At 54.4% G+C, this 19,595-nt stretch carries 13 protein-coding genes; 9 read left to right on the top strand and 4 right to left on the bottom strand.

Annotation, left to right across the window (positions count from 1 at the left end; all coding sequences use genetic code 11):
- Positions 1-149: 149 nt before the first annotated feature.
- The 8 genes from NM686_RS15410 to NM686_RS15375 all read left to right on the top strand — a co-directional run bounded on the left by NM686_RS15410 (position 150) and on the right by NM686_RS15375 (position 11,946).
- Complete coding sequence (locus NM686_RS15410) at positions 150-2,453, top strand: DNA translocase FtsK (protein ID WP_329959147.1); 2,304 nt, start codon at positions 150-152, stop codon at positions 2,451-2,453.
- A 5-nt stretch (positions 2,454-2,458) separates the two neighbouring features.
- Entirely contained in the window at positions 2,459-2,656 is a 198-nt protein-coding gene (locus NM686_RS15405) for a hypothetical protein (RefSeq protein WP_255188743.1), read from the top strand.
- Positions 2,657-2,801: 145 nt separating this feature from the next.
- Positions 2,802-3,899 (top strand): 23S rRNA (adenine(2503)-C(2))-methyltransferase RlmN, encoded by a 1,098-nt coding sequence (rlmN, locus tag NM686_RS15400; protein WP_255188742.1) that lies wholly within the window; start codon positions 2,802-2,804, stop codon positions 3,897-3,899.
- 236 nt (positions 3,900-4,135) lie between these two features.
- Positions 4,136-4,714 (top strand): YqaA family protein, encoded by a 579-nt coding sequence (locus tag NM686_RS15395; RefSeq protein WP_255188741.1) that lies wholly within the window; start codon positions 4,136-4,138, stop codon positions 4,712-4,714.
- Between the two features lie 731 nt (positions 4,715-5,445).
- On the top strand, positions 5,446-6,876 hold the full coding sequence (gene nhaD / locus NM686_RS15390; protein WP_255188740.1) for a sodium:proton antiporter NhaD: 1,431 nt from the start codon (positions 5,446-5,448) through the stop codon (positions 6,874-6,876).
- A 9-nt stretch (positions 6,877-6,885) separates the two neighbouring features.
- Positions 6,886-8,457: a DUF4118 domain-containing protein gene (locus NM686_RS15385; RefSeq protein WP_255188739.1), complete on the top strand. Its 1,572-nt coding sequence runs from the start codon at positions 6,886-6,888 to the stop codon at positions 8,455-8,457.
- Position 8,458: 1 nt separating this feature from the next.
- On the top strand, positions 8,459-9,184 hold the full coding sequence (locus NM686_RS15380) for a response regulator (protein WP_255188738.1): 726 nt from the start codon (positions 8,459-8,461) through the stop codon (positions 9,182-9,184).
- 122 nt (positions 9,185-9,306) lie between these two features.
- Complete coding sequence (locus NM686_RS15375) at positions 9,307-11,946, top strand: MMPL family transporter (protein ID WP_255188737.1); 2,640 nt, start codon at positions 9,307-9,309, stop codon at positions 11,944-11,946.
- Between the two features lie 207 nt (positions 11,947-12,153).
- Here the strand turns inward: NM686_RS15375 and NM686_RS15370 are convergent, their stop codons facing one another.
- Both NM686_RS15370 and NM686_RS15365 read right to left on the bottom strand, forming a co-directional pair.
- Positions 12,154-14,865, bottom strand: coding sequence for a cation-translocating P-type ATPase (locus NM686_RS15370; RefSeq protein ID WP_255188736.1), 2,712 nt, complete (start codon positions 14,863-14,865; stop codon positions 12,154-12,156).
- A gap of 77 nt (positions 14,866-14,942) precedes the next feature.
- Positions 14,943-16,373, bottom strand: coding sequence for a dihydrolipoyl dehydrogenase family protein (locus NM686_RS15365; protein WP_255188735.1), 1,431 nt, complete (start codon positions 16,371-16,373; stop codon positions 14,943-14,945).
- Between the two features lie 141 nt (positions 16,374-16,514).
- Here NM686_RS15365 and NM686_RS15360 point away from each other — a divergent pair, with 141 nt between their 5' ends.
- Complete coding sequence (locus NM686_RS15360) at positions 16,515-18,023, top strand: methyl-accepting chemotaxis protein (RefSeq protein WP_255188734.1); 1,509 nt, start codon at positions 16,515-16,517, stop codon at positions 18,021-18,023.
- Between the two features lie 41 nt (positions 18,024-18,064).
- Here NM686_RS15360 and NM686_RS15355 read toward each other — a convergent pair whose 3' ends face one another.
- Both NM686_RS15355 and NM686_RS15350 read right to left on the bottom strand, forming a co-directional pair.
- Positions 18,065-18,943: a fructosamine kinase family protein gene (locus NM686_RS15355; protein WP_255188733.1), complete on the bottom strand. Its 879-nt coding sequence runs from the start codon at positions 18,941-18,943 to the stop codon at positions 18,065-18,067.
- Between the two features lie 47 nt (positions 18,944-18,990).
- Positions 18,991-19,548, bottom strand: a complete 558-nt coding sequence (locus tag NM686_RS15350; RefSeq protein WP_255188732.1) for a Uma2 family endonuclease — start codon at positions 19,546-19,548, stop codon at positions 18,991-18,993.
- Between the last annotated feature and the right edge of the window lie 47 nt (positions 19,549-19,595).

Raw genomic sequence — 19,595 nt, 5'->3', positions numbered from 1 at the left:
CTTTTCCGCCAAGTTCCCCTCGATCAACCGCCGGCTAAACCCGGATTCATTGTCGATAGCGCAGCCTCCTGATGCCTCAAGCTAATGTGAAGTCTGTGTTTATCATCTATAATCATGTTTTATTACGCTTATTTTGTGAGCATTGAGTTATGGTAGCTGTTGTGGAAGAAAGAACTGCGCGAGGTTTTCGCGAAATTGCTCTATTGGGTTTTTCTTGCATCGGACTGTTTCTTTTAATCGCCTTGTTGACCTTCGACTCCAACGATCCGGGCTGGAGTCACAGTACGTCTTACCAAGCCATCCATAATGCCTGCGGTTTGTTCGGGGCCTGGCTGTCCAATTTCGTGTTGTATTTCTTCGGCTTGATGGCTTATCTGATACCCCTGATGGTATTCGGGCTGGGTTATATGCTGTATACGACCGGTCCAGTCAACAAAGGTCGATGGATGTTGCTGACGCGCACTGGCGGCTTTGTGGCGACGATGATTTCCGGTTCGGCCATTTTTTGCTTGCATTTGCATTTCCTCAGAACCAAAGTCGATCTGCCGGAAAGTCCGGGCGGAATTTTGGGGCGGGAAATCGGCGATGTTCTGGTGCATCTGCTCGGTAATTCCGGATCGACCTTGCTGTTGTTGGCGATTTTCATGACCGGGGTAACGATGTTGACCGGGTTGTCCTGGCTGGGCGCGATGAATTGGGTGGGCAAGTTCGCCTTGGGTGCATTTACTGTGGTTGGGAGAGAGGCCATTGCCGCGCCGACTCGTTATCGCGCCGACAAACCCAAGCAGGAGAAAGTGGCGGTCAGCGGCAAAAAGGCGCGTGCCCCTGAAATTCCCGCAGAAGAAGCGCCGAAGAAACCTGCATTGCAGATCCTGAAATCGGTGCCGACCGAGAAACCAGCAGTAGTCAAGCCACAGCGCAAAAAAGACAATAAGTCTGTCGCCGAGGAGTTTGGCGAGGATGTTTACTTGAATGCGTTGCCGCCTCTGACATTGCTGGATAAACGGGAAATTAAGGTCAAACGCTATTCCAAAACCGAATTGGAAGAGATTTCCAGACAGGTCGAAGACGTATTGCAGGATTATGGGATTTCCGCCGAAGTGGAAGCCGTGTTGCCCGGTCCCGTGATCACGCGTTTCGAATTGCGCTTGGCGGCCGGAGTCAAGGTCAGCCGGATTAGCAGTCTGGCCAAGGATTTGGCTCGGGGCTTGTCGGTGACCAGTGTGCGTATCGTAGAAGTCATCGAGGGCAAGTCGGTAATCGGTCTCGAGATTCCGAATCAAGAGCGCGAGATGGTGTCGCTGCGCGACCTGTTGGTGTCGGACGAGTTTGAACGCGCCAAATCCAAGCTCAGCATTGCGATGGGCAAGGATATTTCCGGCATCCCCGTCGTGGCCGATCTCGGCAAAATGCCGCATGCCTTGGTGGCCGGTACCACGGGCTCCGGTAAGTCGGTGGCGATCAACACGATGATTTTGAGCTTGCTGTACAAATCCAAGCCGGAAGACGTTCGCCTGATCATGATCGACCCGAAAATGCTTGAGTTGTCGGTTTATGAAGGGATTCCGCATTTATTGACGCCAGTCGTGACGGACATGAAAGACGCCCAGAATGCCTTGCGTTGGGCGGTCGCGGAGATGGAGCGCCGCTACAAGCTGATGTCCAAGGTAGGCGTGCGTAATCTGGCCGGCTACAACCACGCGGTCAAGGAAGCCGAAGCCAAGGGTCAGCCGATTCGGGACCCATTGTTCAATCCGCAAACCCCAATCGCCTTGGAAGATTATCCAATGCTGACGACCTTGCCGAGTATCGTCATCGTCATCGACGAGTTGGCCGACATGATGATGGTGGTCGGTAAAAAGGTCGAAGAGTTGATTGCTAGGCTGGCGCAGAAGGCGCGGGCAGCGGGGATACATTTGGTTCTTGCCACACAACGGCCGTCCGTCGATGTATTGACCGGCTTGATCAAGGCCAACGTGCCAACCCGGATTTCGTTTCAGGTTTCGTCGCGGATCGATTCTCGCACCATCATCGATCAAGGTGGCGCCGAGGCTTTGTTGGGTAACGGCGACATGTTGTTCCTGCCGTCCGGTACCAGTATTCCGTTACGCGCTCATGGCGCCTTCGTGGACGATCATGAGGTGCATCGCGTGGTCGAGTTCTTGAAGAAAACCGGGCCCACCAATTATCTGGATGAAATCACGCAAGAGCGAACCGACAGTGGCGAAATTGCGGGTGTCGAAGGGGGCGATAGCGAGAATGATCCCTTGTATGACGAAGCGGTGGCTTTTGTCACCGAATCCAGAAAGGCGTCCATTTCGAGCGTGCAAAGACGCTTCAAAATCGGCTATAACCGCGCGGCTCGCATCATCGAGGACATGGAAAACGCCGGCGTGGTCAGTCCCGCCGAAACCAATGGTTCGCGCGAAGTGCTGGCGCCGCCGCCGCGTTGATCGCCATGAATACGGTAATTTTGGTGCTGCTTTTGGTGTTGCTGGTTTCCGCGCTGGCAGGGTATTGGCTAACCAGCCGCAAAGCCGAAGAAAAACCGGTCAAAATCATGATGTTCATCGGCTATTTCTGGGTGCTGACTTTTCTACAGCTGTTTTTGTTGGCCGCGGCCTATTATTTGGGTCAACGCTATTTTCCTCTTTGATTTCAATAGATCGATGACTCAGGATCTCTTTTTCGCTGCTCCCGAAAGATGTTGCATGAGCGCTCGATAAAGAATCCTTGGCTGAAGTTTCGTTTTTGTCGAACTTATTCATATCTCTGAGCATTGATATTATCAGGAGAAAATTTTGAGGCAGTCTTTTTATGACCTGAATTATTCCGATTTAGAGGAGGTTGTAAAGCAGAATAAATTAAACCCATCGGTAGCGCCGATTCTTTTCAATTGGCATTATAAGAAGAAAGAAACTACTCAATGCCTTAGTAACATCTCGAAATCCGCATTGATCTTTATTGAAAATAATTTCGATTTTTCCCTGCCCGAAATCGATACGGTTTATGAGTCAAAAAAGGATAAAGCAGTAAAATTTCTGTTTAGTCTTGGAGACAATCATAAGGTTGAAACCGTCCTTATCCCGTTTCACAATAAATATTCAATTTGCTTGTCATCGCAGGTTGGATGCGCCATGAATTGTTCGTTTTGTTTTACCGGACAACAAGGGCTGAAAAGAAATTTGACCACCAGTGAAATTGTTGGCCAATTTCTCCAGGCCTGGCGTTGGCTGGCAACAAACAGGCCTGGAGAAGAGCGGATTTTGAATATCGTTTTCATGGGACAAGGCGAGCCTTTGCATAACTTCGATGCCGTCAAAAAAGCCTGTGAAATTTTCTTATCCCAACATGGAACTTCGATCGGCACTCAAAAAATCACGATCTCAACGGCTGGTTATATTCCCGGACTCAAACGGTGGAGTCGGGAAATTCCTGGTGTTAACCTTGCCTTATCGCTTCATTCACCTGTTGAAGAAAAGAGAAATCAGCTTATTCCCATCAATAAAAAATATCCGCTCGATGAGGTGTTGACCTATATTGACGATATACCCTTAAATAAAAAGCAATTCATTACCTATGAATATATTCTGATCAAGGATTTCAACGATTCGACGGATGATGCCGAAAAACTGGGGACAATGCTGGCGGGTAAAAGCGCTTATATCAACTTGATTCCATTTAATTCATACCCAGGATCGCAATACAGGAGTCCAGGATTGGATAAGGTTGAGCAATTCAAAGAAGTTTTAGATGCATTTAAAATTCCGACTTTAATAAGAGGCGCCAAAGGCGATGACGTATTAGCTGCATGTGGGCAGCTCAATTCCAATAAGCAAATGGCGTTTTACGATTCCCAGCCAAAGTGTGATGTTTCGGCAGGGCAACGCCGGCAATGAGGCGTAAAAAATCATGGGTGGCCACTAATTGTTTACGCCGTTTTTACAGCATTACCGATAAAATCATCCAGCATTGCCTTAATTCTGGATTGCGTCAAAACTAACGTCCGCATTTTGCTTCCTTGCCTTTTGAAATGTGTAGGAAAAGCACCCTCGCTGTGAGAGATAAGGGGCACAGTGAAGTTGATTTTGACCATATCCTTACCAACTTAAACCTATCAACAGAATCGCTGAACATGTTCAAAAAACTTTACGATCAGGTCATCCATTGGTCAAAACATCGCCATGCCCTGAAATATCTCGTCGCCATCAGTTTTGCCGAATCCTCGTTTTTTCCGATTCCGCCGGATGTGATGCTGGCCCCCATGGCACTGGCTCAACCGGCTAGAGCATTTCGTTTTGCGTTGTGGACGACGCTGGCGTCGGTGGCGGGTGGCATGTTTGGTTATGGCATAGGTTATTTTTTGTTCGATAGCATCGAGCCCTGGTTGCGAACTTCAAACTATTGGGAAGCCTATCAAACCGCGAATGTCTGGTTTGAACAATGGGGATTCTGGGCGGTTTTCGTCGCCGGCTTCTCGCCCATTCCGTATAAGGTTTTTACGATAGCCGCCGGCACCTTGAACATGGTTTTTGTCCCCTTCGTGTTGGCGTCGGTGATTGGGCGCGGCGGCCGTTTTTTTCTGGTGGCAATGCTGCTGGCCGCGGGGGGTGAAAAACTCGAAGGCAAATTGCGCGACTACATGGACCGTTTGGGGTGGGGCTTGACCGTGCTGGTAGTGGTAGGTGGTTTGATTTATCACTTCGCCCGGTAAACGTTGCGCATTGGCGGGCCGTGGTGTGTTTGGCGGGAGGTTCCGGGCATCTTCTGGCCGACACACCCGTGGCGAATTACGGGCTTTGGAGCGCATCTTTACGCAATCTTTACATCGTCAAATTTAAAATTTCCCACCGTTCGCATCTGTCAACCAGTAGCGTGGTTTAGAGGTCAAAGGACGCACTGCTAGCCAATGAGAGGATTGCGTTATGCGGAGCAGCCGGAAAATGACCGTAGCCGCCAAACGCTCCGAGTCCGGAGGCGATAGCTTATCGATTAATCAACGGTGGTGTTATGCATAGAAGCGCTCTGGTTTCGTGGTCCGGTTATTTTCTGCTTGCCCTGACCTGTGTGGTCCTGGGGCAATCCGTCAGGCCGGCCGCCGTCGCCATCGAGCCTGGAGGCCCGCGGATTGGACAACTCGTTGACAGCGCGCAATTGTCCGCCGGCACCGCGCGGCAACATTCAATATTTGATGATACTTTCGGGCCAAGCCGGCTATTTACTGGCGAATGTTACGGCCATTATGGGCAAACCAGCTGTTTGCATTTTCCGACTCAGCCTCGTCAACCTTGCAAGACCGATTTCGTTTATCATGGTCTCCATGGCGCCATGAAATGTCAGGGACGGTAACGCCGTCATCATAACGAACAGCTTCACCAGCAAGATGGGTCTATTCCTGATTGCACGTCGGTCGCCCCGATTTCCTTTAAAAACCAAAGATTTGTCATGTTAAAAAGTATTTTACTGGCCTTAATGATTACAGGCCTGCCAGGATTGGCACTGGCTGATGCCGAAGCGCCCGTGCAAGCGTTGAATTTGACCCAGAGTTGGGTGGGGTATCTGGCCATCGCTATTTTTGCGCTGGCTTATATGCTGGCTATGGTCGAGGAAGTCACCGAATTGAATAAATCCAAGCCCATGGTTTTGGCTGCCAGTTTGATTTGGATGTTCATCGCATCGGTTTACGTGTCGGGCGGCATGGGGGAGCAAGCCGGTCGCGCTTTCCGCGCCAGTCTGGAAGGCTATGCCGAATTATTCTTGTTCATCATGGTGTCCATGGCTTATCTGAATGCCCTGGAAGAACGTGGCGTATTCGATAATTTGCGGGTTTGGTTGTTGAGCAAGGGCTTCAGTTATCGCAAATTATTTTGGATCACGGGCGGCATGTCGTTTTTCATGTCCGCGGTTTGCAACAACCTGACTACCGCCTTGTTGATGGGGGCGGTGATCATGGCGATGGGCAAAGGCAATCGTCAGTTCGTCACGGTGGCGGCTGTCAATGTCGTGGTTGCCACCAATGCCGGCGGTTCCTTCAGTCCGTTCGGCGACATCACGACATTATTGGTCTGGCAAAGTGGGGTGGTGCCGTTCAAGGATTTCTTCTCGCTATTCCTGCCGGCGGTGGTGAATTTCGCTTTACCAGCCTCCATCATGCATTTCTGGATTCCCAAGGAGCAACCCGCCGCGGTGGGTAAGGCTCCGACCATGAAGCGCGGCGCCTTGGCGATGATGGTGTTGTTTTTGTTGACCATCATTACGGCGGTTTCTTTCGAGAATTTCCTGGAATTGCCACCGGCGGCGGGCATGTTGGCAGGCCTGACCTATCTGAAATTTTTGAGTTTCTACATGCAAAAAACGGAAAAACAGACGGTCAGCGATTTCGCGCATGTTTACCGCTTGTTTCAAGTCGAACAGCCGGCCAACAATAGAAGTCAAAAATTCGATGTATTCAAGCATGTTGCGGACCTGGAGTGGGACACCTTGTTGTTCTTCTATGGCGTCATGGTCAGCGTCGGCGGACTCAGTTTCATCGGCTATCTGACTCTGGCTTCCGATGTGTTGTATGTCGGCATGGACCCGACCATAGCCAATATCGTGGTCGGCATTCTGTCGGCCTTCATCGACAACGGTACCATCATGTTCGCGGTACTCACCATGCATCCCGATATTTCGCAAGGTCAATGGCTGCTGGTGACGTTGACCGCCGGCGTCGGCGGCAGTTTACTGGCGATCGGTTCTGCCGCGGGTGTCGGATTGATGGGACAGATGAAAGGCTATTACACCTTCAGCACGCATCTGAAATGGATGCCGGTGATTCTGCTGGGCTTTTTCGGCAGCATAGGCGTACATTTCTTGATCAACGCGGGTTATTTCTAGTGTGATGTGATGGTGGCGGTTTTGCAAGGATACGGTAGCGCTGCCGTGGCCTCGAGGCCGGCATCGGCAGGTCTGTCCGCTAAGCGAAAAAAGGCCTTGGGCTATGCCTGGGGAATTGCCACCCCTTTTCTTTGTACCTTGATCGATTGGCCGCTCCAGCACTGGTTGGGGCCGGCCAGTATCCTGATGACCTATCTGCTTGGCGTGTTTCTGGTCGCTAGCCGCTTCGGCCGAGGCGCTTCCATCGCCGCCTCGCTGCTTAGCGCGCCGGCCTTCGCCTTCTATTTCGCCAGACCGATATTTTCCTTTGCCATTCATGACTTGGAAAACATTGTCGGTCTGGTGGTGATGATCGTCGTTTCCAACGTCACCGGCAGTTTGCTGGAAAAATTTCAATTGCAAACGGAACTGGCCCGGCAACGCGCTAGCCGCGCCGATGCCCTGTACCGACTGAATCTGGATTTGGCGACCGCGCGGGATCAGTCGGGGGTTGCCGATATTGCCGTAAAGCATGTCCTGGACAATTTCTCGACCTCAGCCGTGTTGTTGCTGGCCGATGCCGAGCAGGGCCTGGCAGTCGACATGGTCGCGACACCGCCAATTTCCTTGCAAGGGTTGGAAATCGCTGGTGCTCGACAGGCGTTCGAACGGGAAGAAATCGTCCCTGTCGGCGACCTGATTTTTCATCCGTTGAAGGGCGCCAAGAGCGGGCAGGGCGTTTTGGCCATCAAGGCTTCGGGCATGCTGGCGGAACGGACGCCGGAACTCAGTACCTTCATCGATACTTTTTGCCACCTGATAGCCCAAACCCTGGAGCGTCTGCGGTTGGCGGCCCAAGCGCGCGAGGCCGCGATACAAGCGGATGCCGAAGCCTTGCGTAACGCCTTGTTGAGTTCCATTTCGCATGATTTGCGCACACCGCTGACGCGCATCATCGGCGCGGCGGCGACCGTGATCGAGCGTCACGGCGAATTGGCAACGAGCGAACGGCAGGATTTGCAAATCGTCCTGGACGAGGCTCAGCGCATGGCCGAGCTGACCGACAAGCTATTGGACATGGCGAGAATGAGCAGCGAACAGATCGTGCTGCACTGCGACTGGAACATGATAGAGGAAATTGTCGGCAGCGCCCTGAATCGGCTGAACAAGAGTCTGCATGACCGGCCGGTACGCACGCGGCTGCCGGACAGTTTGCCGTTGCTTTGGATTGATGCGGTATTGATGGAACAGGTGTTGGTGAACCTGATCGAAAACGCCATCAAATATTCCCCACCAGGCAGTCCCATCGACATAGAGGCTTCTTCGTTGGCGGCGTCTTTTCGTCTGACGATAGTCGATTACGGTGCCGGTATCGCCAAGGATCAGGTGGATAAAGTGTTCCAAAAGTTCTATCGGTGCCACCCGGAATCGGAACAAGGCGGCGTGGGGTTGGGGCTTGCCTTGTGCAAAGTCATCGTCGAGGCGCACGGTGGCTGTATCACGGCAGGCAACCGGCCGGGCAAGGGTGCCGAATTCGTCATCGAATTGCCGTTTCCACATGCGCCTCCGGCGCCCGTCGAAGCCGAAACCGGCGAGGGTTGACATGAGCGATACCGATGCCTTGGTTTTGTTGATCGAAGACGATGTGCATACCCGGCGTTTTTTGAAAGCCAGTCTGGGGCATCGCGGCTGGCGCACGCTGGAGGCCGATTGCGGCAAGACCGGCTTGTCGATGCTGAACAGCGAGCAACCCGACCTGGTCATTCTCGATCTGGGATTGCCGGACATGGATGGCATCACGGTTACCCGCCGCCTGAGGCAGTTGTCCGATCTGCCGATATTGGTGTTGTCGGCGCGCAGCCAGGAGCAAAACAAAATCATGGCGCTGGACGCCGGCGCCGATGATTATCTGACCAAACCGTTCGGCAGCGGCGAATTGCATGCCAGGTTGCAAGCCTTGATGCGCCGGATCGTGCGCAGCCGCAGCCAGCAGGCGTTCTTCGAAACCGGCGAATTGCGCGTCGACCTCACCAGTCGCAAGGTCTATGTCGCCGGCCATGAAGTCCACATCACGCCGATCGAATATCGTTTGTTGAGTATCTTGATTCGCCACGCCGGCGTCGTCGTGACCCATAGACAATTGTTGCAGGAAGTCTGGGGCGCCGAGCATATCCACGACCAGCACTATCTGCGCATCTACATGGGGCAGCTTCGCCACAAGTTGGAGACCAACCCGGCTCGGCCGCGCTATCTGTTGACCGAGGTCGGCGTCGGTTACAGGCTGGCTTGCGAAGATGCTTCCGCCGATGCGCATAAAGAGGGCAGATAAATTTTTGGCGCGCCTGGTCAAGCCGCATAGCTGCAATTAGTTCTGGAATCCGGCATTATTTTTTACCGGATGGTCAAGTCGATACTAGACTACAGACATTGGCTAATACCTCTAGAAAACCCATGTCAAAAATCATAACGTCGATAAGCCAACGCGGTTTGCATTTTTTATTCGTGCTACCGCTGCGTTTTCCGTGGCAGATCCTACTGTTGTTCCTCGTCGTCAGCGGTGTCAGCGTGCAGTATATCAGCCAACATTTGGGCATCAACAACAATACCGCTGAATTGTTATCGCAGGATTTGCCGTTCCAGCAGGTTCGACTGAAACTGGACAAGGAATTTCCGTTCGATGCCGCGGCGATATTGGTGGTGGTCGAGTCGGCTGTGCCGGAGCAAACCGCCAGGGCGGCGGATTACATCAATCAGCGCTTGCAGGCGCAAACCGATTTGTTCGAGTCCAGCTATATGCCGGACGATAATCCGTTTTTCCGCCAGCAGGGTTTTTTGTATCTCAGCCTCGATGATCTGGAGCAACTATCCAATAAACTGATTGATGCGCAACCCTTCATCGGCTATCTGTCCAAACATTACCATTTTGCCGGCCTGATCGAGATCATCACGCTGGCGCTGGAGGGGCAGGAACAGGAATTGACGATGTCTCTCGATCCGTTGCTGAAAGCAATCGATGAAGCGATGGTCGCGGTCAAGGCCGGTCAAACCCATTATGTTTCCTGGCAAAGCTTATTGGCGGAAGCGAATTTCGGCCGCGATCAGACCCGGCGTCTGGTGATTGCCAAGCCGCATCTCAATTTCAATCAACTGATGCCGGCGCAAGCGGCCATGGCCCATCTGCGTGGTTTGAGCGATGAGGTGGCGGCCCGCTATCCCGGCGTCAAGCTGAGTTTTACCGGCGAAGTGCCGCTGGAGCATGAGGAGCTCGAGACCGTCATGCAGGGCATGGTGATCTCCAGCGTGGTGTCGTTGCTGTTGGTGCTGGGCGCCTTGTGGCTGGGTTATCGCTCGTGGCGCTTGTTGAGCGTGACCTTTATCGTGCTGATCATCGGTCTGATCTTGACCACGGCGTTTGCGACCGTCGCGGTCGGCCATTTGAATCTGATTTCGGTGGCGTTCGCGACCCTTTACATCGGGCTGGGGGTGGATTACGCCACGCATTTTTGTTTGCGATACAAGGAATGCCGCCGCCACGATATGCCGGAGGATCAAGCCTTGCTCAGCACCCTTCAAACCATAGGTATGCCGCTGTTCTTGTGTGCCTTCACCACGGCGATCGGCTTTTTCGCCTTTATTCCGACCGATTTCAAAGGGGTTTCGGAATTGGGCTTGATCGGCGGCGTCGGTATCTTCATCGGCTTGATCGTGTCGTTGACGTTGCTGCCGGCCTTACTGAAGTTGTTGCCCTTGCGGCGGTTGCGCAACAACGAGCGCCCGCTGTTTCCGGCCTGGGCTTATGCCTTGCCGTTTCGCTATGCCGGCGCGATTCGTATCGGCGCGGTGTTGCTGGCGATAGGTGCGTGCTTTACGTTGACGCAGCTAACCTTTGATTCCAACCCGATCAATTTGCGCGACCAAAGTACGCAGTCGGTGATTGCGTTCAAGAAATTGTTGCAGAGCAAAATCGATTCGCCTTTTTCGACCTCGGCCTTGACCGATAGCCTGAGCCACGCCGATCAGTTGGCCGCCGAATTCGCCAAATTGCCCAGTGTCCACGAAACCATCACCCTCAGCAGTCTGGTGGCTGAGCAACAAGAGGAAAAACTGGAAATCATCGACAATTTGAACTTGATCATGCCGGCGCAACTGGACCGTTTCGAACAGCTGCTGGAACCCTCCGATGTGCGAGCCGCTTTGCTGAAATTGGCCGACACCTTGCAAACAACGGCCGGCCAGCCGTCGCCGGTCGCGGCCAGCGCGTTGTTGAACCAATTACACAACGATACCCGCGCGTTTATCGAGTATGCCGACCAACAGCCCAATTCGCTTGAAATTTACGCGCGCTTGCAACAAAGCCTGTTTGAGCTGATGCCGCATACCATGCTGCAAATTCGCGATGGCTTGTCCGCGAAGCCTTTCGGCATCGACGATCTGCCGGACTATGTGCGCAAACAGTGGGTGAGCCCACAGGGCGTTTACCGGGTATTGGTAGCCCCGGAACAGGACTTGAACAATCCCGAACATCTCAAGACTTTTGTCAATGACATGCTGAACACCTATCCCGAGGTATTCGGCTTGCCTATCGGCGACGTCAAGTCCGGCGAAGCAGTGGTCGAGGCTTTTATCGAAGCCTTCTCCAGCGCATTGTTGGCGATCATCTTGCTGTTATTGCTGCAAACGCGCAGCCTCAAAACCACGCTGCTGATCATCACCCCATTGCTGTTGGCGGCCTTGCTGACCGCGGCGACCAACGTGCTGCTGAAAAATCCGTTCAATTTCGCAAATATCATCGTACTGCCGTTATTGCTGGGAGTAGGGGTCGATAGCGGGATTCATATCGTGTATCGCTTGCTGCATCTGCACGACGAGGAAGACGCCTTGTTGCAAAGCAGCTCGGCGCGCGGCGTGTTTTATAGCGCCTTGACGACGCTGTGCAGTTTTTCCAGTTTGGCGTTCAATAGTCACGCCGGCACGGCCAGCATGGGGCTACTGCTGTCCATCGGTATTTCGCTGATGCTGATCTGCAGCTTATTGGTATTGCCGGCCATGGTCCATCAAAAAGCCAAGCCGCCGGAAACCGGGGCGTCTTAACGAGCTCGGAACCCATGGAAGGATTCAGCTTGTGTCGCTCTGAAAGTCATGGTGGCAGAAGCACCGAAATGCCTGGAGAAAGCTAAAGCTTTTTCACTCCAAACCACGCTGGAGAGTGCGCTTTAGCTATCGTACTGATCCGGTTCTAGCGCGGTTTTGACCCGATAGAGGTAACTTACATTTGCCGGGGCGATGCCGAGCAGGCGCTCAGCGGCGCTGTGCGTGCCTTTTACGCATGCGCGGTGGCTTATGCCGGAACGGGAACAATTGAAACCGCCGAACCAGCCATTTGCGGATTTCTTCCAACACCAGCATGCCGGCCACGAAAGGCAGAGCGAACAGCCACACTTCTTGATCAATGGGCGCGGTGCCGAAAATGGCGTTGCCCCACGGCGTATAGACAATTGCCAGGATCAGCAAGATTTCCAGCACGATGCCGGACAGGATGAGTTTGTTGTCGAAAATCGGCGTCGCCAGCAGCCCGCGCTGGCGCTGCTTGCAGATGAACACATTGGCGATCTGCATCATGATGATCGCGCTCAGGCAGGCGGTGGTGGCTTGCAGATATAAGGTGTGCTGGCCGTGCAAGCCTTGCCCGTAATGCCAGCCGCCGCGCTCCAGCACGAAGAAAAACGCCGCCATCGCGGCCGCGGCTTCTATCAGTCCCAAGAAACCGTAGGCCCTGGCCAGCAAGCGCCAATCGATCAAGGCTTCCTTCTGGGAGCGCGGCGGTTGCGTCATGGCGGCGGCATCGGGTTTTTCCACGCCTAGCCCCAAGGCCGGCAGCATGTCGGTGCCCAAATCCACCGCCAAAATTTGGATGATGGTCAACGGCAGCGGAATCCTGAACAGCACGAAGGCCAAATAGGGAATCACCTCCGGGATGTTGGAGGTCAGAATGTAGGTCAAGAATTTACGAATGTTGTCGAATACGGCCCGTCCTTCCTCGATGGCGGCTACGATGCTGGCGAAATTGTCGTCCAGCAAAATCATGTCGGCCGCTTCCTTGGCGACGTCGGTGCCGGCTTTGCCCATCGCGATGCCGATGTCGGCTTTTTTCAAGGCTGGCGCGTCGTTGACGCCGTCGCCGGTCACCGCGACGATGTGTTTCTTGCGCTGCAAGGCTTCGACGATGTGCATTTTTTGGTCGGCGCCGATGCGGGCGAAGACGATTTCCGGGGCATTCAGCGCCACTTGCAACTGGCTGCGGGTCATTTTTTTCAAGCGTTCGCCGTTGACGACTCTGGGATTTGCCGAGCGTACCAAGCCGATTTGCCGAGCAATCGCCACGGCGGTGTGCGGATGGTCGCCAGTGATCATGATGACCTTGATGCCGGCGGCATGGCATTGGGCGATGGCGTCGGCGACCTCGGGGCGAGGCGGGTCTTCCAAACCAACCAAACCGGTGAAGATCAGCGCGCGCTCGGCATCGTCTTCCGGCGTGGGCGGCAGCGGGCGGTAGGCAAATGCCAGCACGCGCAAGCCTTGGTCGGCCATGGCCTGTTGCGCGGCCAGTATCGACTGCCGGCCGCTTTCGTCGAGCGGGACCGTTGCGCCATCGCGCACGGTTTGCGTGCAGCGAGGCAATACCGTTTCCAGGGCGCCTTTGCAGTACAAGACCTGGCCCTGCGGCGTGCGGTGCAGCGTGGACATGCGCTTGCGGTCGGTATCGAACGGCACTTCGCCGATTTTCGGATAATCCACCCGCATGCCTTGCCGATGCGCCATCGCCACCAGTGCGACCTCCATCGGATCACCCAGCAGCGCCTCGCCCTCGACGTGTTTCAGGTTATGGCATAGCGCGGCGCCGGCCAGCAAAGCGGCGTGGTGTTCCAGGCTGTCGCCGCCCAATTGTTCCGGCTGTAAAACACGGTTTTCCACAAACAGCTGTTTTACCGCCATGCGGTTTTGCGTTAGCGTGCCGGTCTTGTCGGTACAGATTACCGTGGTCGAACCCAAAGTTTCCACCGACGGCAGATTGCGGATCAGCGCATTGCGTTTGGCCATGCGCTGGGTTGCCATCGCCAGCGACAGCGTCACGGTCGGCAGCAAGCCTTCCGGCACGTTGGCGACGATCAGGCCGATGGCGAAAATGAAGTTTTGCCAAAAATGCAGGCCTATCGCCTGGCCGACGAAAAAAAATACCACGCCCAGTAGCAGCGCCAACGCGGCGACGAAACGGCTCAATCGCCTGATTTGCAATTGCAGCGGCGATTGGTTTTTGACCGTGGTTTTCAGGGTATGGGCGATTTTGCCGAATTCGGTATGCATGCCGGTGGCAAACACCACGGCCTTGCCTTCGCCGGCCACCACCGAAGTGCCGGCCAGCAGGATGTTGCGGCTTTGCGTCATGTCCTCGACCTCGGACGGCGAGGCATCGCGGCCTTTGGGCAAGGATTCGCCGGTAATCGTGGCATTGTTGACCCGTAGCGCGAAAGCTTCGATTAAGCGGCAGTCGGCGGGAATGTTGTCGCCTTCCTGTAACACCAGCAAATCGCCCGGCACCAGTTCGTCGGCAAACACCAAGCTTAGTTCGCCGTCGCGTATGACTTTGACTTGTTGCGGGAGCAATTTTTTCAACGCGGCAATCGCCTGCTCGGCCTGATAACGCTGCCAGAATGAGAAACAACCGTTGATCGCGATGACGCCCAAAATCGCATAACCCAAGGTTTGCATGCCTTCGCCGGGTTGCTGGGTTTCGGCGAAGAAGGCCAGGCCTGCCGCCAGCCATAAGATCAGCGCGAAAAAATGCAGGAATTCCTGGGCGAACGCCAATAAGATCGATTGCTTGCGGGTTTCTTCGATGCGGTTGAAGCCATATTCATGCAGCCGCTCTTCGATGATCGCGTCACTGAGGCCGTCCGGGCCGGAATCCAGACTTTCCAGGGCTTCTGCGGCGGTGAGGTGATGGATTTTCATGGCCGTATCCCCAATGGCGAGTGACTAAAAACGCATGCGGATTGCTTGTTGGAAAATAAATTTTCCCAGAGGATTGCTCAACCCCGCCAGCCAAACAAACGCCGCAGCCAGCGTTTTCGGGACGGCGTCAGCCCTTCTTTCAGGCGCTGGTCGGCGACGCGGCGGTTGATCTGTGCGAGTGTTGGGTAAATATGTATCGTATTACTCAAATCGGCGGCTTGCATGCCTTTCGTGATTGCCAAACCGTATTCGGCGATCAGTTCGCCGGCGCGCGGCCCGACGATGCAGGCGCCCAGCAATTTGCCGCGCGGCGTCGTGATGATTTTGGCGAAACCGTCGGTTTCACCGTCCGTCACCGCCCGGTCGATATCCGCGAACGGGAAGCGGTAGATTCGATGCGCGATGCCTTGCTGCCTGGCTTCGGTTTCGGAAAATCCGACTCTGGCTACTTCCGGGTCGGTGTAGGTACACCAGGGAATATTGTCGGTTTTCACTTTGGCCGGCCAATGAAATAGGGCGTTGCGCAACACCACGCCGGCTTGATGTTCGGCCATGTGCGTGAATAGATAGGGACCGGCGACGTCGCCGCAAGCGTAGATATGTGGGTTGCGAGTGCGAAGCCGGGCGTCCAGGACCAGCCTGCCGTCTTTCACTTCGACACCGGCGTGTTCCAGGCCCAGATTCTCCAGATTGGGTTTGCGGCCGGCGGCGATCAGCAAATGGCTGCCGCTCAATGGGTATTGGCCCCGTTGCGGATGCTCCAGTAGAACCCGGATTTCGCCTTCGAGTCGTTCGATCTTGAGCACCTTTATCCCGAGATGCAGCGCCATGCCTTCCTGCGAGAAGCGCCGGGCCAAGACTTCAGTGACATCCTCGTCTTCGCGCGGTAGCAGACGCGGGGCCAGGTCGAACAAATCCACCCGGCTGCCCAGCCGGTGCAAAGCCTGCGTCATTTCGCAGCCTATCGGTCCAGCGCCCAAGATTAACAAATGCGGGAGTGGTTCTGTTACCGAAAACAAGGTTTCGTTGGTCAGATAGGGCGTGTGCTCCAGGCCCGGTAACGGCGGAATCGCCGGCCGGCTGCCGGTGGCGAGCACGAAACGTTTTGCACTTATCGATCGATCGTCGACCAGAAAACTTTCCGGCGAATCGAAGCGGCCAGCGCCGAAGATCACCTGCACGCCCAGCGATTCGAAGCGTTCCGGGCTGTCGTTGGGTTCGATTTGCCGGATCACTTCTTGCACCCGTCGCATCACATCGGGCAAATGAATGGCCGGCTCCTGCGCTGGGATGCCGAAGCGCTGGGCATCGGCCATGGTGTGGGCGACCTTGGCGCTGTGGATCAAGGTTTTGCTGGGGACGCAACCGTAATGCAGGCAATCGCCGCCAAGTTTGTGTTTTTCGACCAATACGACCTTCGCGCCCAAGGTCGCGGCCCCGGCGGCCACGACCAGGCCGGCCGCGCCGCCGCCGATGACACAAATATCGTATTCCGTATGTTTTGGCATAACTCCCCCTCGCAGTGAGCACCAACAAGCATTTTGCAGTCTATTTTTGCCGTTATCGGAATACGCGGCTATGATGCTAACGATTGTAAATCAAACACGCCTTTTTGCTTTAAGGCACTGACAATTTTTGAGCAGATAAGAATGAGCGCGATGAAAGTAGGTACTCGGTTGGGTTTGGGATTTGCCGGCGTGTTGTTGCTGATGACAATGATTGCGGGGCTAAGTATGTATCGCATGAATGAACTTTTATTCAGCATACAGGACATGGGCAACGATAAGTTTCCCAAAACGGTATGGGCCAATAACGTAATCAACAATATCAATGTGATTGCCCGATCCATGCGCAATACATTGATTATAAAGGATAAGGATATTATCGATAAAGAATTGGCTCGCATCCAGGAAGCCCGGAAAAATATCAAGGAAAATCTCGACAAGCTGGATGAACGTATCAAAACTACGGAAGGCAAGACTTTATTTCAAGCCATATTGGATGCGCGAGGGTCCTATATTGCCGCACAGGATCAATTCATAAAATTGGCTAAAGCAGATAGGCAAGAAGAGGCGGCACAATATCTGTTGACCGATGTCAGAAAATTGCAGACTGCTTACTTCGATGCCGTTACCAGGCTCATCGATTATCAAACCCAACTCATGGAGAAATCGGGACAGCAAGCAGAGGCTATGGTGAACGATAGCCGCAGCATCATCAATGTGCTGGCGTTAGTATCCCTGGTAATCGGCTGCGTGGCGGCCTATCTGATCACTCGAACCTTGATGAAACAACTCGGCGGCGAGCCGGGCTATGCGGCCGAGGTCATGAAAAAGATCGCCGGCGGGGACCTCTCTGTTGACATGGCGCTGAACCAGGGCGACCAATCCAGTTTGTTATATGACCTGAAAATGATGCGCGATCAATTGAGCCAGGTCGTGGAACAGGTAACAAGCAATGCGGAGGCCTTGACCCATGCCTCGAAAGAAGTCAGCGCCACGGCTCAATCCATCAGTCAGGCCACTACCGAACAAGCGGCCAGTGTCGATGAAACCAGTAGCTCCATCGAACAACTCAATGCTTCGGTGCAGCAGAACACCGACAATGCGCGGGTGACCGAACAAATAGCGCGAAAATCGGCCGACGAAGCCAAGCAGGGCGGTGACGCCGTCGTCGAAACGGTTAATGCGATGAAACATATCGCCAAGAAAATCGGCTTGATCGAAGACATAGCCTACAAGACCAATCTGCTGTCGCTGAATGCCGCCATCGAGGCAGCCTCGGCCGGCGAACACGGCAAAGGGTTTGCGGTGGTCGCCGCTGAAGTGCGCAAATTGGCGGAAAGCAGTCGCGTGACGGCGGAGGAAATCAACGAGCTGGCCTCGAACAGCGTCGCCATCGCGGAAAAAGCCGGGACCTTGATTGCCAATGTCGTGCCCAACATCGTCAAAACTTCCGATTTGGTGCAGGAAATCAGCGCGGCATCCACCGAGCAAGCCGGCGGTATCAACCAAATCGGCGAAGCGATGCGCCAGCTGGATAAGGTGACGCAACAAAATGCCGCCGCCTCGGAGGAAATGGCGGCCACCGCGGAAGAGCTGAACGGACAAGCCGAACAATTGCAGCAGGTGGTCGGTTTTTTCAAGCTGGCCAATTGAATGGCTTTGTTACCCTGAAAGTCTGTGGGAGCGCTGCCCATTTATTCGGCCAACAACCGATCCATCATGTTTTCGGCTTGATGCCGATAGCCGCCGCCAAACAAATTCAGATGGTTCAGGATGTGATACAGGTTGTAGAGGGTTTTGCGGGTCTTGTAGCCGGCATCCAGCGCATATTCTGCGTGGTAAGCGGCATAAAAATCCGCGCCGAAGCCGCCGAACAACTCGGTCATCGCGATATCGGCTTCGCGGTCGCCGTAATAGCAGGCCGGGTCGTACATCACCGGGTTGCCTTCGCGGTCGGCCGAGGCGTTGCCGCCCCATAAATCGCCATGCAGCAGCGATGAGTGAGGGCGGTAACCACTGAAAAAGGCCGGGATTTTTTCCATTAACTTTTCGCCTTTGCGCTGCAAATTGCCGCTGTAGCCGTTGTCGGCGGCAAATTCCAGTTGCTTGCCCAAACGCTGTTGTTGCCAAAAACTAACCCAATCGTCGTGGCGCTGGTTGTGTTGCGGGGTGGAGCCTATCGTGTTGTCGATGGGCCAGCCGAAATAAGGCTGCGCCTTGCGATGCAGGCGGGCCAATTGTGCGCCGAACAATCCGGCGCTGTCGCCGCTCAAACCGCTCAAGGCTATGTATTCCAACACCAGATAAGCCTGGCCGCAGCATTGGCCGTGGTAGATGACCTTGGGTACGCGCACTTCGTTTAAAGCCCCTAGTTCCCGCAGGCCGGCGGCTTCGGCGGCGAACATCGCAGCCAGCGAGGCGCGGTTGGTTTTGACGAACCAATCCACATCGTCGCTTTGCACGCGATAGGCCGCGTTGATGTCGCCGCCGCCGACGCTGGAAACGCGCGGGTTACGCAGCCTTTGGCCGGTGGCTTTTTGTACATGTTGCAGCAGGTCGGAACAGAGCGTCATGTGAGGTACCCGAAGTGGCGTAATTTGATAGTTGGATGGCGATTGGTTTAATCCCAAGCCGACTCGTAAATCCGTTCGATGCCTATTTCCAATTCCACCGAGTGCAGGGGAATCACGGCGCCGTCTGTGTAGATCGCCATGTCCCAGCCGTCGGCAGTACGCCGGTACACGCGCACGTCCATGCAGCTTTGCGCGACCAGCACGTATTCCTGCAGGCTTTCCAGCGCTTGGTATATGCGGCGCTTGTCTTCGCGGTCGAATTTGGCGGTGGAATCGGACAACACTTCGACGACTAGCTTAGGCTGTTCCCGGTAATGGCTGTCTGGCGCGGTTTCGCAGGTGACCATCAGATCGGGGTAAAAATAGGCGTCCGCCGCGGCGACCTTCAATTTCAGATCGGACATGAACACCCGGCAAGGCGTGCCGCGCAGATGTTCCCGTAAAATAAAGGCAAGGTTCAAGGAAATGATGTTATGGCTGTCGCTGGTGCCGGTCATCGCGAAAATTTCGCCGGCCATATATTCATGCTTGATAGGGCTGGAAAGCTCCATGTCCAGGTATTCTGCGGGGCTGAGGTGGTTCGATTGGGGAAGGAGGGCAGACATGGAAACTCCTGAAACGATAGTTTCGATGGATTAAATCAAAAAGGTAC

It is taken from the genome of Methylomonas rapida, assembly GCF_024360925.2.
Lineage (GTDB): Bacteria > Pseudomonadota > Gammaproteobacteria > Methylococcales > Methylomonadaceae > Methylomonas > Methylomonas rapida.
This window is presented reverse-complemented; position numbering and strand designations above follow the sequence as displayed.